The 23,896-nt window shown below is 68.3% G+C and carries 22 protein-coding genes; 10 read left to right on the top strand and 12 right to left on the bottom strand.

From position 1 onward, the window contains the following. Positions 1–83: 83 nt before the first annotated feature. The 7 genes from AB0G17_RS34300 to AB0G17_RS34270 form a co-directional block, all read right to left on the bottom strand. On the bottom strand, positions 84–704 hold the full coding sequence (locus AB0G17_RS34300; protein ID WP_361391116.1) for a DUF2510 domain-containing protein: 621 nt from the start codon (positions 702–704) through the stop codon (positions 84–86). Positions 705–1,141: 437 nt separating this feature from the next. Beyond that, positions 1,142–1,675, bottom strand: coding sequence for a DUF4282 domain-containing protein (locus AB0G17_RS34295; protein WP_361391113.1), 534 nt, complete (start codon positions 1,673–1,675; stop codon positions 1,142–1,144). Between the two features lie 184 nt (positions 1,676–1,859). Continuing rightward, the gene (locus AB0G17_RS34290) at positions 1,860–2,357 is read right to left on the bottom strand and encodes a hypothetical protein (RefSeq protein WP_361391109.1); all 498 of its coding nucleotides are present in this window, start codon (positions 2,355–2,357) and stop codon (positions 1,860–1,862) included. A gap of 754 nt (positions 2,358–3,111) precedes the next feature. Beyond that, on the bottom strand, positions 3,112–4,101 hold the full coding sequence (locus AB0G17_RS34285) for a hypothetical protein (protein ID WP_361391106.1): 990 nt from the start codon (positions 4,099–4,101) through the stop codon (positions 3,112–3,114). Continuing rightward, positions 4,098–4,349: a hypothetical protein gene (locus AB0G17_RS34280; protein WP_361391103.1), complete on the bottom strand. Its 252-nt coding sequence runs from the start codon at positions 4,347–4,349 to the stop codon at positions 4,098–4,100. Before AB0G17_RS34280 ends, AB0G17_RS34285 begins: the two co-directional genes overlap by 4 nt. A 501-nt stretch (positions 4,350–4,850) precedes the next feature. Next, positions 4,851–5,465 (bottom strand): response regulator transcription factor, encoded by a 615-nt coding sequence (locus AB0G17_RS34275; protein WP_361391179.1) that lies wholly within the window; start codon positions 5,463–5,465, stop codon positions 4,851–4,853. Between the two features lie 86 nt (positions 5,466–5,551). Then, entirely contained in the window at positions 5,552–6,637 is a 1,086-nt protein-coding gene (locus AB0G17_RS34270) for a histidine kinase (protein ID WP_361391100.1), read from the bottom strand. 217 nt (positions 6,638–6,854) lie between these two features. Here AB0G17_RS34270 and AB0G17_RS34265 point away from each other — a divergent pair, with 217 nt between their 5' ends. From AB0G17_RS34265 to AB0G17_RS34250, 4 genes are all read left to right on the top strand, one after another. Further along, positions 6,855–8,147: a tannase/feruloyl esterase family alpha/beta hydrolase gene (locus AB0G17_RS34265; protein ID WP_361391097.1), complete on the top strand. Its 1,293-nt coding sequence runs from the start codon at positions 6,855–6,857 to the stop codon at positions 8,145–8,147. A gap of 99 nt (positions 8,148–8,246) precedes the next feature. Beyond that, the gene (locus AB0G17_RS34260; RefSeq protein ID WP_361391094.1) at positions 8,247–8,567 is read left to right on the top strand and encodes a hypothetical protein; all 321 of its coding nucleotides are present in this window, start codon (positions 8,247–8,249) and stop codon (positions 8,565–8,567) included. A gap of 88 nt (positions 8,568–8,655) precedes the next feature. Further along, entirely contained in the window at positions 8,656–10,692 is a 2,037-nt protein-coding gene (locus AB0G17_RS34255) for an APC family permease (protein WP_361391091.1), read from the top strand. 104 nt (positions 10,693–10,796) lie between these two features. Next, positions 10,797–11,201, top strand: a complete 405-nt coding sequence (locus AB0G17_RS34250; RefSeq protein WP_361391088.1) for a hypothetical protein — start codon at positions 10,797–10,799, stop codon at positions 11,199–11,201. A 469-nt stretch (positions 11,202–11,670) separates the two neighbouring features. Here the strand turns inward: AB0G17_RS34250 and AB0G17_RS34245 are convergent, their stop codons facing one another. After that, positions 11,671–12,729 (bottom strand): sulfotransferase, encoded by a 1,059-nt coding sequence (locus tag AB0G17_RS34245; RefSeq protein WP_361391085.1) that lies wholly within the window; start codon positions 12,727–12,729, stop codon positions 11,671–11,673. Positions 12,730–13,384: 655 nt separating this feature from the next. On the opposite strand from AB0G17_RS34245, the gene AB0G17_RS34240 reads away from it, so the two are divergent. Beyond that, entirely contained in the window at positions 13,385–13,738 is a 354-nt protein-coding gene (locus AB0G17_RS34240; RefSeq protein ID WP_361391082.1) for a hypothetical protein, read from the top strand. Positions 13,739–13,781: 43 nt separating this feature from the next. After that, positions 13,782–14,123 (top strand): hypothetical protein, encoded by a 342-nt coding sequence (locus tag AB0G17_RS34235; RefSeq protein WP_361391079.1) that lies wholly within the window; start codon positions 13,782–13,784, stop codon positions 14,121–14,123. Between the two features lie 171 nt (positions 14,124–14,294). On the opposite strand, the gene AB0G17_RS34230 is transcribed toward AB0G17_RS34235, so the two are convergent. Beyond that, the gene (locus tag AB0G17_RS34230; protein ID WP_361391076.1) at positions 14,295–14,708 is read right to left on the bottom strand and encodes a VOC family protein; all 414 of its coding nucleotides are present in this window, start codon (positions 14,706–14,708) and stop codon (positions 14,295–14,297) included. Positions 14,709–15,121: 413 nt separating this feature from the next. On the opposite strand from AB0G17_RS34230, the gene AB0G17_RS34225 reads away from it, so the two are divergent. Further along, complete coding sequence (locus AB0G17_RS34225) at positions 15,122–15,946, top strand: GNAT family N-acetyltransferase (RefSeq protein ID WP_361391073.1); 825 nt, start codon at positions 15,122–15,124, stop codon at positions 15,944–15,946. Positions 15,947–16,281: 335 nt separating this feature from the next. On the opposite strand, the gene AB0G17_RS34220 is transcribed toward AB0G17_RS34225, so the two are convergent. Next, entirely contained in the window at positions 16,282–18,006 is a 1,725-nt protein-coding gene (locus AB0G17_RS34220; protein WP_361391070.1) for a caspase family protein, read from the bottom strand. A gap of 25 nt (positions 18,007–18,031) precedes the next feature. Continuing rightward, positions 18,032–18,475 (bottom strand): hypothetical protein, encoded by a 444-nt coding sequence (locus AB0G17_RS34215; RefSeq protein ID WP_361391067.1) that lies wholly within the window; start codon positions 18,473–18,475, stop codon positions 18,032–18,034. 575 nt (positions 18,476–19,050) lie between these two features. On the opposite strand from AB0G17_RS34215, the gene AB0G17_RS34210 reads away from it, so the two are divergent. Then, entirely contained in the window at positions 19,051–19,707 is a 657-nt protein-coding gene (locus AB0G17_RS34210) for a lipoprotein (RefSeq protein ID WP_361391064.1), read from the top strand. A 154-nt stretch (positions 19,708–19,861) separates the two neighbouring features. On the opposite strand, the gene AB0G17_RS34205 is transcribed toward AB0G17_RS34210, so the two are convergent. Then, positions 19,862–20,437: an RICIN domain-containing protein gene (locus AB0G17_RS34205; protein WP_361391061.1), complete on the bottom strand. Its 576-nt coding sequence runs from the start codon at positions 20,435–20,437 to the stop codon at positions 19,862–19,864. A gap of 1,276 nt (positions 20,438–21,713) precedes the next feature. Between AB0G17_RS34205 and AB0G17_RS34200 the strand changes: the two genes are divergently transcribed. Beyond that, positions 21,714–22,631 (top strand): tyrosine-protein phosphatase, encoded by a 918-nt coding sequence (locus tag AB0G17_RS34200; protein WP_361391058.1) that lies wholly within the window; start codon positions 21,714–21,716, stop codon positions 22,629–22,631. Between the two features lie 263 nt (positions 22,632–22,894). Beyond that, positions 22,895–23,119, top strand: coding sequence for a hypothetical protein (locus tag AB0G17_RS34195; RefSeq protein WP_361391055.1), 225 nt, complete (start codon positions 22,895–22,897; stop codon positions 23,117–23,119). Positions 23,120–23,896: the final 777 nt, after the last annotated feature.

Raw genomic sequence — 23,896 nt, 5'->3', positions numbered from 1 at the left:
GGTGCGGGCCAGCGGGCGGTTCGAGTTCACCCAGCTCAGAAGCGGTCGGGACGACCATGGCGGGTGCAACAGGTGGGTGCACGCTATCCGTCGAACCTGTCGGTCCAGGCAGCACCGTCCCAGTACCGGAGGCGCGGTGACCCGGGCTGGTGTGCCGGGTTGGCATACCAGCCTGCGGGCACGGCTGAATTCGACGGTTCGGCGAGGGCCGGGGCAACCCCGGCGACGAGAGCGTCGATGTCCCCTGGGAACGCCCATTCGAGATCATCTGGCCTGTCTGGTGGCGGGGCGTCATGGCCGCCGTGCTGATACCGCCGAAGGGTTTCCTCCTCCTCGGGTGACCGGGGCCCCGGCAGTGACGTCCGGTGCCAGGCGACGACGCCCGCCAGCCAGTGAGCGAAGCGCTCGTCGGCGAACCCTGGCGACGACAACTCGATCGTTCGAACCCCCATGGAGGTTGCGACCTTGAGGTCGAGGTAGGTGGCGCCGCCGATAAGGCCCTTCACCTTGCGCAGCGTGATGCCGCTGAGCCACTCATGGCGTACCTGGCCGATCGCCACCTTGCCGGCCCTTCGCTGAGCTGCTCGATGCTTGCTGACGATGTTGGCGGTCACGGCCACGGTCAGTCCCACGACGCCGAAGCCGGCCCAGCCGCCTCCCTCGTCGAACTCGGTGGTCAGGAATCCCGTGCGCCGATCGGTCACGACCAGGGCCGTCGGGCCTGGAAGCTGCCACGTCTGGGGACGGATCTCGGAGACCTGGCCCCAGCCGGTCCACAGAGCCGACTCGCCTGGCTCGAGCAAGAGGTGTCTTCCGTCCGTGGAGGCGGCGGTCCAGTACGGCCTGGCGGCGTCACCTAGGTCACGCACTGTCAGAACTTCTCCTGGGAGCATCGACGCCCCCTCTCAGGTGACGGCTCAGCAGGTGGCGCATCGGGTGGCGCATCGGAGGTGGACGCTCACGAGTCCGCCTCGGGAGGACGCGGGTATCGACGTTGCGAGCATTCCTGGTCGCAAATCCGGCTCCTCGTGAGGAGGGGGCCCCGCAGGACAATTCTCCGCCGTTCTCGCGGCAGGAGCCACCTGGCATGCGTAGATCTGATTCCGCTGGCGAAGTCTGAGTGAGTGTGGTTGTGGGCGCCCTAGTCGAGATCGCTTCGCTCCCTGATGGCGTGGACGTCGGAGCCTATACGGAAGATCACCATCACCAGCTCGAACGTGATCCGATACACGATGAGCCAGAGCAGCGCCACCAGGAGTCCGACGACCAGTGTCAGAATGCCCACGCCCGACGACTTGTGGAAACCTGAAACGATGAAGATGATCCAGGTGATTCCGATGAGGATCGTGATCACCACGTAAGCGAATTTGATGACCTTGGGTGTGACGAAGGTGCTGAAGCCGAAGTCGAACAGACCCGCAAAGAAGCCTTTCGCGGGTGTCGGCCGCGGGTCGAGATGCGGCGGCGCGGCGCCGAACGCCGGAGGCCGACCCGCGGGCGGGGGTGGCGGGGGCGGCGATCCGGGCCAGGGCGCGGCAGGGGCGGGTCCTGGACGGGTGGCGGTCGCGTCGCCGGGACCGGGCTCACCCACGCGGTGGCCGCATTCTGGGCAGAAGGCGTCGGCTGGCGATACGGACGCGCCGCAATTCGGGCAGTTCATTCCGTCTGGCATCATCCATCACGCTCCTCGCTCCTCGCTCCTCGCGTCACGCGCCGAGCGGCAGCGGCCAGTTGCACCAGCCGTAAGTCGTCGGCGGCTCGGCCGAGTGCGTACGCGCTCGGCGGGGTGCTGGCAAGGTCGCCCCTGGAAGAGGGGGTCACTCGGGACCGGGTATTGAGTAACTCGGTTCCTTTCATGGTCATTGCTGCTGGACGTCGGCTGCGACGATGACGCCGTCGTGGACGGTGTACGTGCCCGTGAAGTGGCGGTGTGTTCCGTCCGTCTGTAGTGCATCCAGCTCGATCTCCACTCGGTCGCCGGCAACAGAGATGACGGTGACAGCGTCGGAGGCGGTGCCTTCGAATCCCTTCACGAAGGACGAGTACGGACCTCGGGTGAGGTTGTTGCCTCCGAGCTCCCAAGCATGCTTGTAGTCACCGGCGTTGATGGCGGCGAAGTACGCCTCAACGGTGTCCGCGGGACCGGCCTTGGCTGATGGCGATCGCGCGGTGGGGCTGGCGGGTTGTGTCGGGGGCAAGCCGGTTGACTGCTCGGTCGGCTGCGGTGGGAGAGTCGCGTCGGTGGTCGGTGAGGGGGACGTCGTTGGCACGGTGCTCGCAGGCTTCTCGGAGTCCGAGCTGGTCAGTTGGGTGACACCGAAATACGCCCCGGCAACGATGAGGAGGGCGACGATCACCGCCCCGACGATGACGAGCGGTGATGGGCCACGCCCGTGCTTGTCTGGGCCGCTCGGTGGCTGCGGCGTTTCGGCTGGACCCCTGCCTGGGGGCTCCGGCACCGCCATGGCGGTGCGGCCCCCGAGGCCGCCACCTGCGGGCGGGCTGCCAACCGCCGGAGCCGTGACCGTGACCGTGGTGTCGTCTGCGGGAGGTGGCAACCCGGTGGGAGGCAATGGCACACCGCACACACTGCAGTAGGGCGCGGGCTTGACCTCGTGACCGTGCGAACAAGTGACGACCATCGGTGCGCCACAAGCCGTGCAGAACTTGGACGCCGACGCCGCCTTCCCCGACGGAGCAGCATGCCCGTTCGTGCAGTGGAGTCCCGGCTGGTCTGTCATCGGTGGGCCCGAGGTGATCGAGGATCTTCCTAGTTCCTATGCTGCGCCTCCGACGTGGCAGTCGCATCTGCTTCGCGGCTGCCCATGTGGCGGCGCCTCCCTGCGGATCGACACTGACCTGGTGGGCGAGGTACTGCATCCGTTTGAGACGGGGTGCGGGCCAGGTTGGCCAGGTCGTCGATGCTGCAGGGGACGAGATTGCCATCTCATTGGCCTGATCTATGCGATGGAGCGCATGGGACACCACATGGCCGCCGAGGCCGTGCACTTAAAGGCGTCCTTTCAAAGGGGCCGACCTGAACCCCCTGAGCACCACCTGGTAGCCGACCTGAACCCCTGAGCACCACCTGGTAGATGCCCCTACCCGAACTCAGCTGCGGTGGTCGCCGCCAGCGGTCGCGGCTGTCGTGATCAGGTAGTCGGCGAAGTGCTCGGTCAGCGGCTCACCGGTGAGCGGTTCGAGGAAGAGGAACTGCCCTTGGGGGTTCACCTCCAGCCATACGGGTTCACCTTCCGGTGTGAGCTTGATGTCGATCACGCCCATGGGCAGCCCCAGCCGATCTAGCACCGTACGGACCAGCCGGGCCAGGTCCTCAGGGACCGGCCACCGTGTGATCGGGACGTTGAGATCAGGGCGCCAGTCCAGTTCCTCCGTCTCGATGAGCGCCGCGAACATGCGCTCGCCGAAGCAGTTGAGCCGGATGTGGTGTCGGCCCGGAATGTATTCCTGGTACGTCGCCGGGCACATTGCGAAGGACTCCGCAGGCAACGTCTGCGGATCCTCGATCCACCGCGTGTACAGGGACGGGCCCGGCGCGCCTACGACGGGCTTGACGATGACCCGCCCGACCTCATTGATGAAGTCCACAACCTCACCACGTGATTGTGTGATCAGCGTCCGCGGCACCCGGAAACCGGCCTGTCGGGCCACCCACAACTGGTAAACCTTGTCCGATGCCCGGTCGGTTGCCTCCGGCGGTGAGATCCACTCACCATGGAACGAGGCGGCGAGGATGCCTCTCAGCGCTCCATTGCAGTCGTTGTTGACCAGGCTGATCTGCTGCGCACTGATAGCCGCGCCTTCCGACTCGGCGGCGGCCATGGTGAGTTGCTGTGGCGCACGCGCCCGGCGCCACCACAGCAGTTTCGCCTGCGCTGGGGGCACCGTTCGGCCCTCCGACGTCGGCAACGCCGCCGGGATGCCGGAGCCGTCCGGCGTCCCGGACAGGTGCCAGGTGAGGCCGGGTCTTCCGCTCACCCCGTCGCACTCGAGAATGTGGAACGGCTCACCGCGGGCGCGCACCGCTTGCTGCACGCCCACGGCATGAAGATCGTCGTGGAAGGACAGGGCCAGGATCATGCCGCGTCACACTGGTCGGAGCAGCAGTGGACCCCACACCCGGTCTCACACGCGTGCCCAGCCAGGGCCTCGGCGGAGACCTCCAGACCGGTCGTGGTCCGAAGGGCCACCTCCCAGGCCCGCAGTTCCTCAGGTGTCTCCAGTTCTACGTATCCGGTCGCCTGGGTGCCGAACACCACCGGTGGCGCGGTGCTGGTGAAGCGTTCCTGCTTCTGATCCAAGGGCTCGCCAAGCTTGAAGCCGTTCATGGTCACGGCCTCCCTCGTTTGTTTCTCGCGGCCCCGAGTGTCGATTTGTTGATTCCTCCCTCCTTCTACTGAACCACGACTGCCCAAGGGGCCGCATCCGGACGATGCCGCCTGCTGACGCCAGCCTCTCGACGAGGCGGACCAACCTGAAGTCGTGACAGCTGGCGCACTGTTCGGGGTGTCCAAGCCGACCGCTGACCGCATCATCGAGCGACATCCACGACGCCTTCCTCCAGCTCGCTCACTGCATGACCCTTGCCCGCAAGCACCCAGCATTTTGAAAGGACGCCTTACGGGCCGCCGGCAGCCGCGCCCCGACGGACGTCGCCGTACTGATCCACAATCTCCACGTGTCGAGCAGCTTCCACGAGTCCTCGCGCGCACTGGTCGCAGCCTTGGCCGAAGCCTCCGCGGCAGGAGCCAGAGCCCTGGTCATCGAAGTGAACCAGGGGGATGCCGGAGCCGACGCCGTACTCAAAGGCGCGGCCCGCGTCCCGCCCCTCACACCAACCCGTTCTCCCGCGCATACAGCGCGGCCTGCGTCCGATCCCGCAGCCCCAGCCGGCTCAGCACACGCGAGATGTGGTTCTTGACGGTGCCCTCGCTCAGATAGAGCCGCGCGGCGATCTCCTTGTTCGTGGCGCCCGCGGAGATGAGCCGGAGAACCTCCGTCTCCCGGGGCGTCAGGAGGTCGGGCGCGGGGATGCCCGCCGCCAGCGAGGTGAGGACCGTCTGGTCGAACTGAGCGACACCCGCGTGCGCGAGGCGGACCGCCTGGGCGAGTTCCGCCGCGGGCAGGTTCTTCAGCAGATAGCCGACTGCCCCGGCTTTGAGCGCCCGCCCTACGTACTCGTCGTCGTCGAACGTCGTCAGCATCACGATCCGGCACCGGGGCAGCCGGCGCAGGAGCAGAGCCGTGGCCGCCACCCCGTCCATGCCGGGCATCCGGATGTCCATCAGCACCACGTCGGGTTCGCACTTCTGGGCCAGCTCCACGGCCTCGCCGCCGTCCCGCGCGCTGCCCACCACCGCGATGCCAGGCTGGATGCCGAGCAGCGCGGCGATGCCCTCGCGCACGAGCTCCTGGTCGTCGACGACGAGGACACGTACGTCCAGCGCCTGCGGCGCCCCGGGTCCGGCCGCCACGTCATTGCGTACGTCCGGAGTTCCCGCCACCCCCGGCCCGACGACTGCGGGACCGGTCACCACGGCACCCCCACCGCCAGCACCGTCCCCCGCTCGGAACTACTCACGTCCACCGTCCCCTCAGCCAGCCGCACCCGCTCGCGCAGCCCCGTCAGTCCGAAGCCCTCCGCGGCTCCGCCCAGCCCGCCCCCGTTGTCCATGACACACAGACGCGCGCCCGTCTCGTCGTAGCGGACCGTCACACCGATCTCGCTCGCGCCGGAGTGCCGGCACGCGTTGGTGAGGCCCTCCTGGGCTGCCCGGTACAGCACCAGCAGCGGCCGCCGCTCGGTGCCCGACACGTCCAGGGAGATCCGGCGGGCGCCGCCGTCCAGGTGGTGGACGAGGTCGGCCAGCGCCCGCGACAGAGCGACGGGCTCGGATTCCGCCTCGGGGCCCAGGGTGCGTACGGAGGTCCGTACCTCGTCCAGGGCCCGGTTTGCCGACCAGCGGGCGTGCGAGACGGCCTGCGCGGAGGAGGTCGGATCGAGCGCGGCGAACGCCTCCGCCTTCTCCAACTGGATCCCGATCGCGGTCAGATGGTGCCCGAGACTGTCATGGATCTCGCGAGCCAGCCGGTTGCGCTCACGGGCCGCCGACAACTGCGCAACCTCCGCGAGGGTGCCCTCCAGTTGGCCGCGGGCCCGCTGTTCCCGTACGGCAACGGACGCCATGGCCAGTGCCAGTACGACTCCCAGGGTGAACATCAACAGATCCGAGATGTACTCGGCCCGCAGCGCCCACCCCGGCACCCACAAGGTGAACGTACCCGCCAGCAGAACCACACACCCCGCACCCAGCGCGACCCCGACACCCGGCCCGAACGCGAAAAACCCCAGGAACGGGACCAGGACGAACAACACCCGCGACAGCCCGGAGACATCGAGAGCCGCCACCGCACACAACAGCGCGGCCCGCAGGGCGAACACGGCGCCCACCGGAACCCGCCACCCGCGCCCGTCGAGCGCCGCGAGCGCGCACAGCAGCACCGCGAACCCGGCGGTGCGCGCGTCAGGGCCCGGACCTATCACGGCGTAGTAGAGGCCCCCGGCGAGCACCGCCCCGTACAGAACGGTGGGTATCCAGGGCACAGGACGCGGCATCGAGCCTCCTCGGAAATCTCGTACGTACGGGTACGGCTCCCGCAGCGTACGCGGGGACGGCGCCCGTCCGCACCAGCCGACGGCTGCGCGGCGAAGCGTGGCCAAAGGTCATGTGCCCTCCGTCCCCCCCCGCACCCCTGACTTTTCGTACTTACCCCCGATGACCTGCGGTTCCTAGGTTTCTCGGCGTCACCACGGCACGAGATGAGGACACTCCATGCACCTACGTTCCCTGGCCGTCGCACCCCTGCTGCTGGCCACCGTCCTGGCCGTCCCGGCGGCCGCCCGCCCCGGCACCGCCGACAGAATCCGGGTCCCCGGCGTCGAACACACCGTGTCCGCCCGCCTTGCCGACCTCACGACCGCCGGCACCAAGCTCACCGGACACACCGACCCCGACGACTGGGCGGGCCTGGAGGCGCCCAACACCACCACCCCGTCCGGAGTCCCCGGCATCCAGATAGACGGTTACTTCCCCGACACCTCCACCACCAACACCGACCACGGTTGGAACCACGACAGTCAGTTCGTCATCCGGCTGCCCGACCACTGGAACGGCGGGCTCGTCGTCGCGGGCCCGCCGGGACTGCGCAAGCAGTACGCCAACGACCGCATCATCAGCGACCAGGTCCTGGCGAGGGGGTACGCGTATGCCGCCACCGACAAAGGCAACTCCGGCCCCGAGATCTACAAGGACGGCGACGGCCCCGGCGACGCCGTCATGGAATGGCACCGCAGGGTCACCGAACTTACGGTGACGGCAAAGAAAGTGACGGCACGTCACTACGGTCACACGCCACGCTTCACGTACGCCGCCGGGCTCTCCGCAGGTGGCTACCTCGTCCGCTGGCAGCTCGAACACCGCCCCGACCTCTACACCGGCGGTCTCGACTGGAACGCCCTCACCTTCACCGCCGACGGCGGCCTCCTCAAGTCCCTCCCGCCCGCCCTGCGCGCCTACCCCCGCTACGCCCCGGTGCCACACGCCGAGTCCGCGCACGCCGCGATGCTCGCCGCGGGCTATCCGGAGGGCTCCGAGCCCCAGTGGGAGTGGCACCACAAGAAGCAGTGGGACCTCCTCCAGCGAGTGATACGCGAGGAACTCGACCCCGACTACGACGGGCCCACCGAGGGCGGTGCCCCGCTCTGCCCCGAAGGTACCGGTCCCGGCTGCGACACCGACTACGACTTCGTGGCCCGCCCGCGAGCGGTGCACAAGGCGGTGGAACGGATCTCGCTCACCGGAAATATCCACCGTCCCCTCATCAGCATCCAGGGCACCCTCGACGCCCTCACCCCGCCGGCCGCCTTCGGCGACGTCTACCACCGGATGGTCGCCGCCACGGGCCACGCCGCCCTGCACCGCTACACCCAGGTCCCCGGCGGCGCCCACACCGACGGCCTGGTCGCCCTCGACAAGGACCACGTACGCCCGATGCTGGGCGACTTCATGGCGGCGCTGAGTGAGTTGGAGGCGTGGACACGACCCACTCCGTCCACCTCCTCCTGAGGCGGCGACATACGGTAGACCGCCGCTTCCGAAGGCGGCGGTCTACCTGGCACCGCAACGAGGCTATGGCGCCTGCGCGAGACAGCGGAGCTCCAAGCCGTGCCGCAGGTCGTCGCCGACCGCCGCGCCACGCACTCGAAGCCCGCCAGGAACACGCCCGCGCCTGGGGGAGGCGCGCCCTGGCGGACGTCTGGAGGACGTCTGACGCACCGGCGTCAGGATGCCGTACGGAACCGCACCGAGATCGACCCGAAAGTGCTCGTCGCCAATCCGCCGCTGTGGCGCGTCCTGGACGAGGACGCCCGTACGAACATGGCGCGCGGCACCCTCTGCTGCGGTGAGAGGGCACTGCGCCAGATGGCCGTACGCGTCGACGGTGAGACGGCCCGCCGAGTGTTCAAGATCTCCGGACTGGACTAGGCGTTTCATCCCGTTTTGCAGACACCCCTCAGGAACCTTGACGGCCTCTTAACGGGCATATGCCTCCTGCTGTTCATACGCTCGCGACGTGCTCAACCTGACCGGCGTCCTCAAGCGCCTCGTGATCGGCCGCGCCATGCGCAGCGAAGAACTGGGCGAGACCCTGCTGCCCAAGCGGCTCGCCCTGCCGATCTTCGCCTCCGACCCGCTCTCCTCCGTGGCGTACGCGACCCAGGAGATCCTGCTCGTCCTGACGCTGGGCGGACTCGCCTACCTCCATTTCACCCCGTGGATCGCCGCCGCCGTGGTCGCCCTGATGACGGTGGTGGTGCTGTCCTACCGGCAGGTCGTGCACGCGTACCCCAGCGGCGGCGGCTCCTACGAGGTCGTCTCGACCAACCTGGGCCCGTCGGCGGGGCTGGTCGTGGCCGCGTCCCTGCTGGTCGACTATGTGATGACGGTGGCTGTCTCGGTCGCCTCCGGTGTCGACAACATCATCTCGGCGCTGCCGTCGCTGGCCGACCACCGCGTACTGCTTGCGCTCGGCTTCGTGGCGATCCTCACCGCGATCAACCTGCGGGGCGTACGCGAGTCCGGGCGCACCTTCGCCGCCCCGACCTACCTCTTCATCGGCGGCGTCCTGATCATGGTCGGCACCGGCCTGATCCGCTACCTCCTCGGCGACGCGCCGGTGGCCGAATCGGCCGCGTACGGCATCACACCGGATCCCAGCGAGCAGAACCTGACGGGCCTGGCGCTGCTGATGCTGGTGCTGCGGGCCTTCTCCAGTGGCTGTACGGCCCTGACGGGTGTGGAGGCGATCTCCAACGGCGTACCCGCCTTCCGCAAGCCCAAGTCGAAGAACGCGGCGAGCACGATGGCCTCGATGGGCATCATCGCGGTGGTGATGTTCGTCGGTGTGACCACCTTGGCGATCGTCTCGAAGGTCCACATCACCGCGGACTCCTGCCGGCTGACCGGCCTCGGCGGCGACTGCGAGAACTTCACCCAGAAGACCGTCATCGCCCAGCTCGCCTCTTCGGTCTTCGGCGGCGACAACAGCATCGGCTTCTACTTCATCCAGGCGGCCACCGCGCTGGTGCTGATCCTGGCCGCGAACACCGCGTTCAACGGCTTCCCGCTGCTCTCCTCGATCCTCGCCCAGCACCGCTACCTGCCCCGCCAGCTGCACAACCGCGGCGACCGGCTCGCCTTCTCCAACGGCATCCTCGCCCTCGCGATCGTCGCCGGAGCACTGCTGTGGACGTACAAGGCGGACGTCACCAGCCTCATCCACCTCTACATCCTCGGAGTGTTCACCTCCTTCACGCTCTCCCAGCTCGGCATGGTCCGGCACTGGAACCGCGCCCTGCGCGCCGAGCCCGACCCGGCCACGCGCCGCCGCCACCAGTCGGCCCGCGTCGTCAACGCGCTCGGCGCGTGCGTCACCGGCCTGGTCCTCGTCATTGTCCTGATCACCAAGTTCACGGAGGGCGCCTGGCTCGCGGTGCTGGCCGCGATCGTCCTGTGGGTGATGATGCGCGGCATCCGCCGCCACTACGACCACACCTCCGCCGAACTCGCGGTCGAGGACCCACGAGCCGAACTCGTCCCACCCTCCCGGGTCCTGGCGGTGGTGCTCGTGTCGACCATCCACAAACCCACCCTGCGGGCACTGTCGTACGCGCGCGCCTTCAAACCGGACCAGCTCGAAGCCCTCACCGTCGCCGTCGACAAGGGCGAGACGCAGGACCTCGAGCGCCGCTGGCAGGACCTCGACGTCAACGTACCCCTGAAGGTCCTCGCCTCCCCCTACCGCGAGATCACCAAGCCGGTCGTCGAGTACGTGAAGGGGATGCGCCGCGAGAGCCCGCGCGACGTGGTCGCCGTCTTCATCCCCGAGTACGTGGTGGGCCACTGGTGGGAGAACCTCCTGCACAACCAGTCCGCCCTGTGGCTCAAGAGCCGCCTGCTGTTCACCCCGGGCGTCATGGTCACCAGCGTCCCCTGGCAACTCACCTCCGCCGCCCACGCCGACCACCCCGCCGCCCGCGCCCCCGGCTCGGTCCGGCGCGGAGAGCCGGCGGCCGGGCACGGCAGCGATACACCGGCCCGACGTGTCTGACACCTCCGACGGCCAGAGCCGGCGCGATGGAGGGGGGCGACCCGGTCCTCGCCATGGAGACCCATCATGAGGGCCGACAGTGACCTTCTGCCATTCTGTCTGCCATGTCCGCACGAAATCGAAGACTGCCCCGGCACCGTGCCTGGCCACTGACCACCACCGACATCAACGAGTGTCTCGGCCCCTACATGACCCGAGTCACGGACCTGCAGTTCCTCACCGGACATGGCAGCGGGACCATCGTCCTGGGAGCACGATGGATCGCTCCGAACCCCCGCAACTACGGCCGTGGCATCCACCCGGACATGGTCGGCTTCCGCATAGACGTTCACCCCGTCGATGCCACTGAGCGTGCTGCCATCCGCGCTGTTCTACGAGCGCATGCCCTGCCGCAACTCCACGAATGGATCACGCAGGCGATCGCCGCCGACGAGACCTGGCAACTGACACCTCATCAGCACTACTGGCGGCTCACCAACGGCCACCTCACCCACCGCGACGAAGCGTGAACCGAGTCGGGACGAGGCGCACACCCCGAGGGTCCACAGCCCCCAGCGGCCCTGTCAGCGAAGGGCTCCGTTTCCCTGCCCTGGGCGCTGGTGTTGGCCGGTTGTTGATCAGCTTGTACTGGGCCGAAGCCTTGGCCCATGCCTGCCGGCTGGCGTGATCCGCCAACAGCGCGGGGTTGGCGAGGTAGCGGTTGGCCATGGCGGTCGCGAGTTCTTCGATCCTCGGGTCGTCCGGTTCCCAGGTTTCGGCCTCCCAGCCGCGCTTGGTCATGTCGATGTACTCGGGGTCGTCCAGCCCGTGTTCGAGCTGGGTGAGGAACCGACCAACTCCTCGATCGCCTGCTACAGCTCCGGACGATCCTGCCCCTGGCCGGAAAGGTTGGTGGACATGCTGCTCTTCACATCGGTTGTGCCCCGGGTCAGCCTCTTGCCGGCTGCGACGAGCCTCCACCCCGCCCCAAGGTCAACCTCACCTGTGATCCACCCCACAGTCGCTTCCAGTTGGCGCGACTGCCAGGGCCCGTGTGCCCGGGACGCAGGATGCCTGGAGCGCCGCGCGTTGTGCTCCGGGCAGCTGTCGGGAGGCGCCTCGTCGGCTGCCGTCCAGGCGTGCGACGCCTGTGTCGAGCCATTGGGGGAGTGGTTCGACGCCGATGAAGTGGGCCAGGCGCGTCAGCTCGTTGCGGGGATCGTCAAGGAGGTCCTCGTAGGCAAGGGTGGTCCGTTGGAGTGCGGGCACAACGTCGAGGTCAGCCACGCCCTGGACGATGAGCTGTGACCACAGTGCGCCGAAACCGGTGAGCGGCAGATCAGGGTCGAGGACCAGGGCGGAATCGAAGTGTTCGGTCAGCAGCGGTGACAGTGTGGGTGGCAGATCACGGATCTGTTCCTCGGTCAGGTCCTCGATACGCTCGGCGCCACTGCGGGCGAGGATCTCCCGCAGCAGGAAGATCAGCCGGTAGCCCGTGTGCCGGCTCATGGACAGCGCGCAGTCGGGTCCGTCCCTGAACAGGTGCACGAAACGTGCGTGCGGGAAGACCTTGCGGAGCAACGGCACCCGGTGCAGGGAATAGCCCGATCGCTCGACCACCGCCGTACGCCCCGCCCGCCTGCCCAACAGGCTGAACAGGGCCGCGTAATGGTCGGCGGCGCTCCGTCGCGGCCAGCCGCATACCTGCCCTTCCAGCTCGTCGAACAGGCTGTCCGGCTGGTCGGTCAGGTGCGGAAGTACCATCAGGGACAGCGCGGGAATGCCCGTGGTCTCGGTCGCGAAGCGCCCGGGGCGACGCGTGTAGAGGAACTCCGGCATCGGTACCCCGTTGCGGATCATCTGCTCGAACTGCGGATTGGGATCGGCCAGAAGCCGCCAGAACTCCCTACCGTCCAAGGGCCCTTCGGGGAAGCCCCGGCTCTGCACGGACGACAGGAGCTCGTTGAGGCTGAGGACATCCGGATGCGCATGGACGATGGTCGACAGCGCGGTCGACCCACTGCGGCCCGTACCGACAACGAACGTCAAAGTGCGCACGGCAGCAGTCTCCTTCGAAGCCGACCCCAGCGATCGCGAGCAGACTTCCCCCGGAGGCCGCGCTCTATCCCTTGCCGGGTGCCCCGCCGGTGCGGCGACGTGCGTGTCACGGCAAGCGAGGTGGCGGCGCGGCCCTGCGTTTGAAAGAGACCGGTGCGCGCTGGTCGGCGAGCGCCTGCGAGTTGGAGGCCTCGGCCGGAGCGGTGTCCGTGGTCGCGCCGACCGGTCTGGCGGCCTCTCACCACCCGGAAGCCCGGTGGCCGGAGCGACGAGTGCCCCATCAGTGGCGCCAGGGTTCTCGGGTCTCTGAAAGTGATCCAGTCCACCTTTGAGGCGTTGCCGACACACGGCTCCTGTCCCGGTAGGTGACTCTTCGCAGTTGAACCATGGCAGTATGTTGCTCCCGCGCGGGAGGTTGGTCTGAACATGAGGGAGCGTTCGGAAACGAATCAGGCGCTTCACGCAGCGGCTCCCGGCTGGCCACGGAAAGGGCAGAGGACCTATGCTTTTCAGCGCTTCAGGCAGGACGGCGCTGGCTGCTGTCGCGGCGATGTCGGCCCTGCTGGTTGCGGGAGTCGGCTCCGCGTCCGCCGTGTCTCCTGCGTCTGCTTCCTCCGAAGCTGTCATTACAGCTACCTCTGAAGCCGTCGTTACAGTGGCGGCGGCCGACAGCTATGACGCCATCTGCAGGAGCCACAGCCGCGACTACATCCTGAAGAAGTACTACCGGGGGCCCGCGTTCTACACCCTGCGCTGCGGCACCAAGACGTGGGGCTGGAAGCACATCAAGGCGGGCCACGGCTGGGACAGCACGATGGACCGGAGGATCACCGCGGCCATCTGGTCCGGTGATCCCAATGGCCGGGGTGGGTACTCCACCTACACGCGGAATCAGTGCCCACGTCTGGAGAAGTTCCGCACCCTGTTCGGCACCCCGGCCGGGCGCAACGACCTTCTGACCGCGTATACGGTCGACCGGGCGGCCCTCGTCGGCGCGGCCACTTGCTAGACGCGGTGTCGGGACGCGGGGTGAGGTGAAAGGAGCCGTCCCGGTGGACGAGCAGACGCCGGCCGAGCAGGCCCTGAGCCGCCCCTACGTCGCAGCTGACGGACTGTGCTTCGACGTCATCACGCTGTCGGTGGAGCACCATCTGGATCGCAGCGCGACGTTGACGTACTTGCTCACTGTGCGCCGCCCGGGCCATCCGGACGAACGCTGGACCGTCACCCTGCCCTGGGAGGACAAGTCATGGGCGGACGTGCTCACCTCACCCGCGCCCGCTGCTGACCGGCTGGGGCAGCTCGTGCACCTCGTCCACGCCCATCTGGACGAGTGGTGGGCCACGAAAGGACACAGCCGGCGGTCGGCGAAGATGGGGCGGCGGCTTCTCTGACTTGGTAGTCATGGAGAAGCACTGCCGCGCCCCGCCCCTTGCGTTGGTTGCTTGCGCAGGGGTTTGCGCTGGACGTCACGGGCTCGGGTGAAGGTGACGTGCCACGCTGCGGCCGGACGAAGGCGAGCGTGGCCGGGACACGCCGCCGCTCAGCTCACTTCGAAACGCGGCCTACTGGTCGCGCTTGGGCCAGACGGGGCCCTGATCGGTCCAGATGACACCCTTGTTGCGGCAGAGGCAGAAGGGGTGGCCGATGGGATCGGTGTAGACGCGGAAGCCGAAGCCGTCGGGGCCGGTGCAGTCCCGCTGCAGGGTCGCGCCGAGGGCCAGGACGCGGCGCTGTTCGGCCTCGATGTCGTCGACTTCGAAGTCGAGGTGGAACTGCTTGGGGTGCTCGCTGTCGGGCCACTTCGGGGCGCGGTAGTCCTCCACCTGGATGAAGGCCAGTTCGATCTCGCCGAACTGGATACCGGCCCAGTTCTCGTTACTGCCCTCCTTGACCGGGAGCGCCGTCACCTCGGAGTAGAAGGCTGCCAGCTTCATCGTATCCGGGCAATCGATAATGAAATCGGTAAGTCGCAGCATCCCGCGATCTTGCCACAAGATCAAATGAGCCGGACCTTGAGAGAGGCCCTGGGCGTCGGGGTCCTGGAGGAAGGCGGTCCGGACGAGCAGGAGGTGGGTGCCGGCGCCGGCTACTACAAGCTCCCGTGCAAGCCGGGCGAGTTGCGCGAAAGACGCGTTCCTGTGCGCGGCCACGACCGACTGGAGCGGGCCTGCTCCACGTGCGCGGGGTGCTCTTGTTATTGCGCAGGTAGACGGTGCCTGAGGCGAAGACCTCGTCGAGGTGGCTGATGGTGCCCCCCAGGGAAGTCGACCGCCAGGCGGCCCTTGTCGGCGGCCATGTCGAGTTGCCGGTCACCGTGAGGGGAAAAGAGGGCCCGTACGGCCGGGGAAAAGGGGATGCGCCGGGGCCCGGCGTCGTACAACGATCGAGCATGACCTGGTATCTCACGGACGACGTCGAAGCCTTCCGAGCGGCCGCGCACTCCTTCCTCGCCGCTGACCCGGCACGCAACACGGTGCTGCTCACCCTCTCCGAGGGTGCGCGTGATGGGCACTGGCCGGGTGCCCGGTTCGGCTGGTGGACCGGGCCGGGGGGCCCGGCGGTGGGTGGCGCGTACGTCCAGACGCCGGGAATGCCTCCGGTGCTGGGCACGATGCCGGACGGCGCGGCCCGGGAGCTCGCCGGGGCGCTGCGCGGCGAGATGCCCGTCGGGGTGAACGGCGCCACCGCCACGGCCCTGGCCTTCGGTGAGGCGTGGGGCCGGTATCGGGTGGACCGGGAGGAGCGGCTGTTCCGGCTCGCCGAACTCGCCGAACCTGCACCGACCTTGGGCCGCGCCCGTTTGGCGACCGAGGCGGATCTGCCGCTGGTCACCGCGTGGATGACCGCGTTCCTCGACGAGTTGGCGCTACCGCCCGGCCTGGGCGCGGCGGCGGCCGCGGCGAGGCGCACGGCGGCCGGGCAACTGGTGCTGTGGGAGACGGAGGAGGGCCCGGTGTCGCTGGCCGCCGCCTCCGGGGTGCTGGCGGGCCAGTCACGTATCGGCCCCGTCTACACCCCGCCCGCGCTGCGCGGCCGCGGCTTCGCGGCCGTCGCCACGGCGGCCGCGACCCGGCTGGCCCTGGGGTGGGGCGCGGAACAGGTGGTGCTGTTCACGGACCTGGCCAACCCGACGAGCAACGCGCTGTACCAGCGGCTGGGGTACCGGCGGGTCCAGGACCTCCTGGTGCTGGACTTCACGGGCGGAGGCGACTGACACGGTACTCCCACGTGGTGCCCCGGTTGCGCGAAGCCCAGTTGGCCGTGCCCGAGCCGTTGACCGGGGCGGCGCGCAGCACACCCCTGGGTGTACTTCTGCCAGCCGCCGCCGATCTTGCGCCGCGACCGGGCCACCGCCTGCACCCCGGCGGTCAGGGAAGCCGCTCCGCACGCCGGCGCTGAGGGGCTTCTCGTACTCCTCTGGTGGTTCAGAGAAAACAGCGGCCCACCGACGCTGTTTGGCAAGAGGTGGAGGGAACGGGCCGCTTCGGTATCGCCGCTTCGGATGAGCCGCCCTTCGTTGGTGAGCCGCCACCGTCCCGCCGCGTTCGTCTACTCCTGGCGCGGGGGCTCCTCGGAAGTGGCCTGTCGACGGGTCGCCCGGTCGATCTCCGAGCTGTAGCAGTGTTTGACCCGCCCAGTCGGCCAGAGGGTGCCCTGCGGGGTGCGGACGAGTACCCATTCACCCGGGTGGGGCACGCCCATGACCTCTACTGGCAGCGGGGCACCCGGTGCGAGGGGCCAAGGACGTTTGGGGGTCGCGCTGAAGAAACCCGACGGCAGCGCCAACCGGTAGTCGTCAGACCACAAGTACGTACGTTCTTGCGGCGGAACCGTCACGGGCGGCCCGACATCGGGGACGAAGGTGTACGCAGGTTTGACATGTGTGTTCAGCAGCATGCGGCGGACCGGGAGCTCGGGGAGCTTGACGAGCCGCTGGAGTTGGAAGCTGACCCGGACGAGGGAGGTGTAGGCACTCACGAAGAACCCGCTCAGGAGGGCAAGGAAGAACGGGTAGGCGGGTATGTCGTCGGGGACGTGAGGAGTCATCACCCGCACGGTCATCACCACGGATGCGGCGAAGGCGACCAGCGATCCTGCCAGCATCCAGGGCGCGCGCGTGAGCCTGCGGTACTCCCGGTCGTGCGCCTTGAGGACGGTGTGGGTGGCATCGGTCTGGGTCGGCCGCAGAGTGGTCGGCCAGTTGCTGGTCGTGCGTGCCTCTTCGTAAGCGTTGAGTTGCTCCGCCGACCAGGTGACCGTACCGGCGCCGTCCGGCAGAGTGAACCGCACGCCACCGCCCAGGGGCGCCGTACCGGTCAGCCGTGCCCGCTTGCGGCGGAGCCCGAGCGGCTGGGCGGCGAACCACCACCCCAGGACCTCGCCGCCGCTCTCCGCCGCGAGAAGTGCGTCCCGGTAGACGCTCAACGTTCCCCGCGAGCCGGGCAGCAGTACGTGCATGGCTCCGGTGAAGTGGCATTCCATGGCCGGCCGTTGGCTCGGCCCACGGGCGGGCGCGAACACGGGATGGGTGTCCAGGGAGGCTTCGGGCGGAGATTGCCCAGCCGCCTCGACCGCCCACTCGGCCGGCGCTGGTCGCCGCGCCAGTGGTACGTCGCCGGTCTCTCCCTCGGTCTTGCAGCACGGACGCTGCCCGCTACCGCGCAACTGGTCGTCCACGTAACGCAAGACCTGGTGGGCTGTGACATAACCGTCGCGCCCCACCGCTCCGTGCCGCAGCGCCGCGACGAGGTGGCCGGTGAACAGACTGGGCTCGCCGTCCCCGGGCGCGTCCTTGGCGGTGCCGCGTCGTTCGCAGCTGCTCATGACGAACCGTCCGCGGCCCGCGAAGGGGGCTGCCATGTCGAGCCCCTTCGCGTCGGCCGCCCTGCCGCTGTAGCAGCAGTCCAGGACGACGATGATCGCGCGTGCGGGGCAGTGGTCCATCAGATCGGTGACGTAAGAATGGCGCACCGCACGCAGCCCCCTCCTCGCGAGCGTCGTGTCCTGAGTGCACAGGAAGAGCCGATCGCGCCTGTCGAGCAGGCCGTGGCCGCTGTAGTAGAGGAGCAACTGTTCCTCGCGCGCCGCCCCTTCGAAGAAGTCGTACATCGCCTCCTCGACCTCCTGGCTGGTGCGGTCTCGTAGCTCCGTCACCTGCCAGGGCAGTCCCACCTCGGGATCGGCCAGGGCGGCGCTCAGCTCTCTGAGATCGTTCGCTGGGCCGCGCAGCGGGTCCAGCTCCGGTTCGTCGGGGAAGTCGGCGTTGCCGATCAACAGGGCCCGGTACGGCGATGGCGCCTCATCCAACAGAATCGCCGTCCGCCGACGGGTCGCCCTGCGTCGGCGCAGGTCCTTCCTCCCGTTCGACACCACGGAATCTGGAGCACAGCCAGTGCTCCACGGATGCCTGCAGGGCGGCGTTGTCACTGTTCTTGGTGGTGACCGTCAACTCGCCCTTCTCGCCCCCCTCTTCCCATCGGAGATGGACACTGCGGTCGCGGCTGTTCTTGAGCCAGTCCCTGATGACCGCCACGACCCCGCCGACGGCCGCCGGCACGATCACCAGGACCACCCCCGGCAGCCCACCGCTCTTCGTACCTGGCTCACCGGCCGTGTGCCGCGTCTCCAGGGGGACTTCCCTGCCCAGCTCGTCCAGGAGAAGACGCACTTGGGAGAGCCATCTGTCGTCATCGGCATCGAAGCGGTCACTGGTCGCCGTGATACGTACGTGCAGCTTCTGCACGTGCACCACCCCCGACGGAGAGGGTACTGACGGCAGTGCGACCGCGGGGCTGTTTCCCGGTGTTGCACCACGGTGCGTGCCTCCCACCGCCCAAAGCTACGAAGCGGGCATTCCGGACCCGGCGGGCCCGGTGCGCGGCCGAGCGCGGCGCTCACGAACCGACGAGCTGGGTGGGGCAGGGTGAGGCCGTTCGGGCAGAGATGACCGGATTAAGGGGCCTTCGGGGCCGCCCACATCATGATTCTGGCCCCCGCGCCCCTTGCCTCACCGCCTTCCGACCCGCCCCGGTGGAGGGGAAGGGCAGCGAGTACGGGTTCACCTGGGGTTCACCTGGGACGAGGAGGCGGCCAGAGCGGACGTGTCCTGCTGATCATGACGGCGATATACCTGCTGGGCGGGATCCAGATCCCCGCGCGTCCAGGTCCGGCAGGACGGGTTTGCCGTTGGCGAGCGCGTGGATCCCACGGCGTAACTCACTTCAGTGCCTCCCAAGGTCCGTCACTGTCCGGGGTCGGCTACCCTCCCGTGGGCGGCCAGTCGACCGTTTCGAAAAATACGGGGGCAAAGGACCTCTGGTGCGGATATTGGTACGGGGTGCGGTCGCGTCCGCGTTGGCGGCAGTGGTGCTGACGGGGTGCGGTGGGGGGAAGGAGTCCTCGGGCAAGCCCGCGGCGTCCCCCACGCGGGCATCCTCGAAAGCGCCCGGCACGGCGTCCGGCGCTCCGGCGGCCGAGGGCGGCGACACGGTCGGGGCCGCCGGATCGGCGTGCCCGCTGCCCGTGGCCTTCACCACCGCCGACAAGTGGAGGGCGAAGCCGGTCAAGCTCGACGGCACGGCACTGGACGCCCTCGCCAAGCAGGGCCCGTTCACGATGGCCTGCGAGATCGACGCCAAGCCTGCCGGGAACATCGGCTATCTGCGTGCCTGGACCAGCACCGCTGCCAAGGGCGGCACCCCGCGCGCGGCCCTGGAGGCGTTCGTCACCGCTGACAAGAACGCGAGCAAAGCGGCGTACACGGAGATCAAGGCGGGCTCGCTGCCCGCCACCGAGGTCGTGTACGAGACGTACAGCAAGCTCCTCGACGAGTCGAAGCAGGAGCACGCCCTGGCCGTCATCACCCCCAGCGGCGCGGTGGTCCTGCACCTGGGTGGCATGGACACCGAGGAGCACAAGGAAATGCTTCCGGCCTACGAACTGGCCAAGAAGAGCCTGCGGCTCAACTCCCAGTAGGGATCGCTCGGTGTCCGGCCGTACCCCCGTCGACCAGGAGAGTTGCGCTGGGCTTCCAGCCGTCCCGGCTCGGTTGGCTAGACCGCCGCACTGCCTGGTCGGCTTCGCGGGCGATGTGGCGACCAACCACAGCGAGTGGTACGCCGGCAGCGTTTCAGTCGTCGATGGGCGCGGCTATGCGCCGTAGGATCCAGCGGCGTGAGGGGTCCGTGTCGCAGGTGAATTGCACGAGCCGGACGTTGTTGTCGGTGGAGACGCCACCGGCGACGGTCATGCACTTGCGGGTCTGCGCGTTCACGAACTGGTATGAGCTGCCGTTCCAATTGGTGACGAACCAGCGGCGTGAGGGATGCGTGTCGCAGTTGAATTGGACGAGTTCGACGTTGTTTTGGGTGGAGACTCCGCCCGCAACTGTCGCGCACTTGCGGGTCTGCCCACTGACGAACTGCCTGCCATTGCCGTTGTTGGTGCTGATGAACCAGCGGCGTGAGGGATGCGTGTCGCAGTTGAACTGGACGAGCCTGACGTTGTTTTCGGTGGAGACACCGCCCGCAACCGTCGCGCACTTGCCGGTCTCCACGTTGACGAGCTGGTAACTTCCCGATATCCCTGCCGGGGTATCGGGAGAGGCTGGGTGCCCAACCGCAGCTTCGGGCCAGAGCATGATGCCCCCGACCACAAGGACTGTCGAGGCCGTCAAAAGACGGCGAGTCCGGTTGTACTTGCGCATAGTGGTGCTCCTCTCGTGATCTCGTGACTCTGCGAGGGAGGTGAGAAAGGCGACGGCTCGTCGAGCAGGCCCGTTCCAGGGCTCTGTGAACGTGGCTGACGGACTCCAGCCTGACAGGGGCCCGCCGACAGCGGTTCGACAATCCCTTCTAGGGAAGCACGGCTAGCACAGATCAGCATCTGGTGCCGGACGGTGATCGCGCCGATACCCTGCGCCTTTCCTGCCCCAATGATCCCAGTCGGACTTCTCGCAGGACTCCGTTAGGTCTCCCTGTTCTCGGCTGCCCGACGGGGACGGGCAGAACGAATGGAGTGACGTTTGCTGCGATGGCAGGCGGCGAGGCTGAGGCGATCACTCCCGTCTGCCGCGTCACCTCCCGGCGGCCCGGGCAGGGGGTCGGCGAGGCGGTCGACCAGTGCCCCAGGGCAGCCGGAACCGGTGTGCCCGACTCGGCGACCTTGGCGTGCACCTCGGTCCGTGCATGGGCAGCGGTGGCATGGTCGCGGGCATCACGTGCGGACTCGGCGACGGTGGTCTTGGCGACTTGCCCGAGCGAGCTGTCGAGTGCTTCGTCATTACGCAGGCTAGCTATATGGGCGTAGCCGCCGTGGTGTTGCAACATGTGCAGCCGTAATCTGGCCAGCACTGCCGGCGGTCGGGAAAGCGCTGCCGTCGCCGATCTGATGAGGATGCGGGCTCGGGTCCTGACGCCGACGCCGGGCATGAACGCCAGGACCTTCGAAAGAGGGTGGGTCTCCGGGAGTTCCCCGATCCGGGACGCAAGGAGTTTGCGCTGGTCGAGCGCGGCTTTGCGCGAGCCGGCCAGGCTCGGGGCGATCAGACCGGCCGATGTGCTCCGTCCTCGGCGTGTGGCACGCCGACAGGTCGTGGGTGAGCTGCTGCGCCGCGTCTGGGCGGAGGTGCTTGCCAGTGTGGCCGTCGGGCCCCCTGCCCGCTCGGTGACGCGGCGGCCGGCGCCCGTGACGTCCGTGCCGGGAGAGGCCCGGAGTCGGTGGGGCTGATCCGGCAGATCGACGTGGCGCTGTGCTGCGCGGACGCTGGTGCGGGCACTCGCCGAGCTGGTTGATGTCCGCCGGTCGAGCGTTTTCAGGTCCTCAGTCGGTATCTGGCGCCGCTGCCTCCATAGCCAGAACTGCGCGTTGCAGGACTGACGGTTGGTCACGGTACATGGCGGGTCTGATGTTTCATGCGTACGCCTTCCAGGCACAAGATCCACGCGCTACGTTCCCGGCTCCCCTATGGAAGGAGCCCCCTCGTGGCACCGACAAGACGCGCCGTCAGCACGTCTGTGCTCGCCGTGGCCCTGGTGATGCCCCTGGCGTCCGGTACGGCGCAGGCATCCCCGGCCGCGAACCACCCCCGACTCGCCCACAGCACGCTCATGACCTCGCGGGTGCTGCCACTACCCGGTACGGTCAATGCCCGGGATATCGGCGGCTACCGCACGTACGACGGTAAGACCACCCGCTGGGGTGTGCTGTACCGCTCGGAGACCCTGTCGAAGCTGCCGCCCGAGGGCGTGCACGCTCTCGCTGACCTCGGGCTGCGCAGCGTTATCGACCTGCGTACCGGGCCCGAGATGCAGGCTGACGGAGCCGATCGGCTTCCGGCCGGCGTGACCTTGATCGCCCAGCCGGTCGACGACACGTCGTTGTTCGCGTTCATCGGCATGGTGGTGCGCAGCAAGGACCCCGTGTACCAACAGCAGCAGCTCGGCGGAGAAAAGGCCGCAGTGAGGATGGAAGCGCTCTACCGTGCTTTCGTCACCAACCCGGCGAACCGGGCCGCGCTCGGGGCAGCGGTCCGCACCGTGGCGAACTCGCACGAGCCCTCGATGTTCCACTGCTCGTCCGGCAAGGACCGTACGGGAATCCTCGCGGACACGATCCTGCGCGCGGTCGGCGTCCCGGCCTCCACTTCCGAGGGTGACTACCTGCTCAGCAACGAACTCCGCGCGGCATCGGACGCTGCGCTGAAGAGTCAGCTCAAGGCCGCGGGATTCATGCAAGACCCGACCCTGCTCGACCCTTTGCTTCAGGTGCGCAGCAGCTACCTGGGGGCGTTCAGGGCACAGGCGGTGGCCGACTACGGAAGCTTCGGCGCCTTCCTCACCGAAGGACTCGGGCTCGACACGCTCACCTTGTTCAAGCTGCGGTTACGCATCGTTGGCTGACCCCCGAAAGGGAGTGTCCAATCAACTGCCCTGGCGCGCATTCGGTGGTGACGCAGCATGTTGCTATCCGAGGAGGATGCGGTGGCGAAGCAGGGTGAAGCCTGTACGTCGGTGTATCTGGCGTGCGATCCGTTTCGTACGCGGCGTAAGCATTGGCCGGTCGGCCGCCGCCACCGGCAAAGTGAAGGCGCTGGTGCGTGGGCGCGGGCAGGGTGGGGGAGACGGCGGGCGGTGGCGGGCTCAGCAGTCGAGCGGAGTACGGCGTGGGCGGACAGGATCCACAAGCCGTCATCGCCATGGCCGACTTCCGAGCCGGCTGGAAGGCCGAGGGCCTGACGGTCACGTACATAGCGCCGTGGGACGACCGGTCTTCCGGGCCGGGCTTGTCCGGGGTCCGCGCGACTCACCACGGCTTCGAACTCTCCCTCCAGCAGCCCTGGTACGCCGACCACTTGACGGTGTATGAGAGCGGGGAGTGCCTGCGCTAGCACGGGCAGGGGTGTGTGGGGGGTCGGGCTGTCGAAGGATGCGGCGCGCCGCCGGTCGGCCTCGCAGTTCTTTCCCCGTCTCGCCGACGAATGACCTCTGCATCGAGGCGGACGAGGTCTGTGCGTACCTCGGCGAGTGCGTGCTGCTCGCCTCCCATTTTGAGCTTCTGGTGGGCCGGTTCCGTCAGAGGGGTCAGCAGAGTTGGTCTGGGGAGGGGAGTTGGGTGAGCTGCTCTTCGCCCCAGGCGTAGACCTCCAGGTTGGACAGGTAGCCCTAAGGACGTGCCGTTCAGGCCGGTGGCGGAGCCGCGATCTGGTAGAGCGCGGCGAATTCCGGGCATGAGGCGGGGCCGGGCGAGAGCGGTCTTGCCCGGCCCCGGGCGTGGGGAGGCCCGTGCACCGATCTGGTGGAGGGGCCTTCGCGGTGTTTGGTTAAGGCCGGGTCCAGGGAATTTGGGTCAGGTTCTGAGTGTCGTTGCAGTCGGCGTAGGGGCCGGCGGTCTCGGCGCCGTTGGCGCCTGCGCGGTCGCCCAGGCACAGGCCGCCTTCGGCCAGATCGACGTTCCTGGAGTCGAGGGCTTGGCAGAGGGTGAGGTCTGCGTGCGGGCTTTTGGGGAGAGCCGCTGTCCGGTGAGGAGGGCGTGGGCGGCATTTACGAGGGTGACGTGGTGGTGCCAGTCCGGCTAGGGCCTGTCGTCAAATTCCCGTCTGTCCTGCGACGCCTGGCACGCACTCTCGCCGCACCGGGCGAAAGCCCACGTACGTCCAGTACGAGGG

The sequence above is a fragment of the Streptomyces sp. NPDC023838 genome (genome assembly GCF_040639555.1).
GTDB lineage: Bacteria > Actinomycetota > Actinomycetes > Streptomycetales > Streptomycetaceae > Streptomyces.
This window is presented reverse-complemented; position numbering and strand designations above follow the sequence as displayed.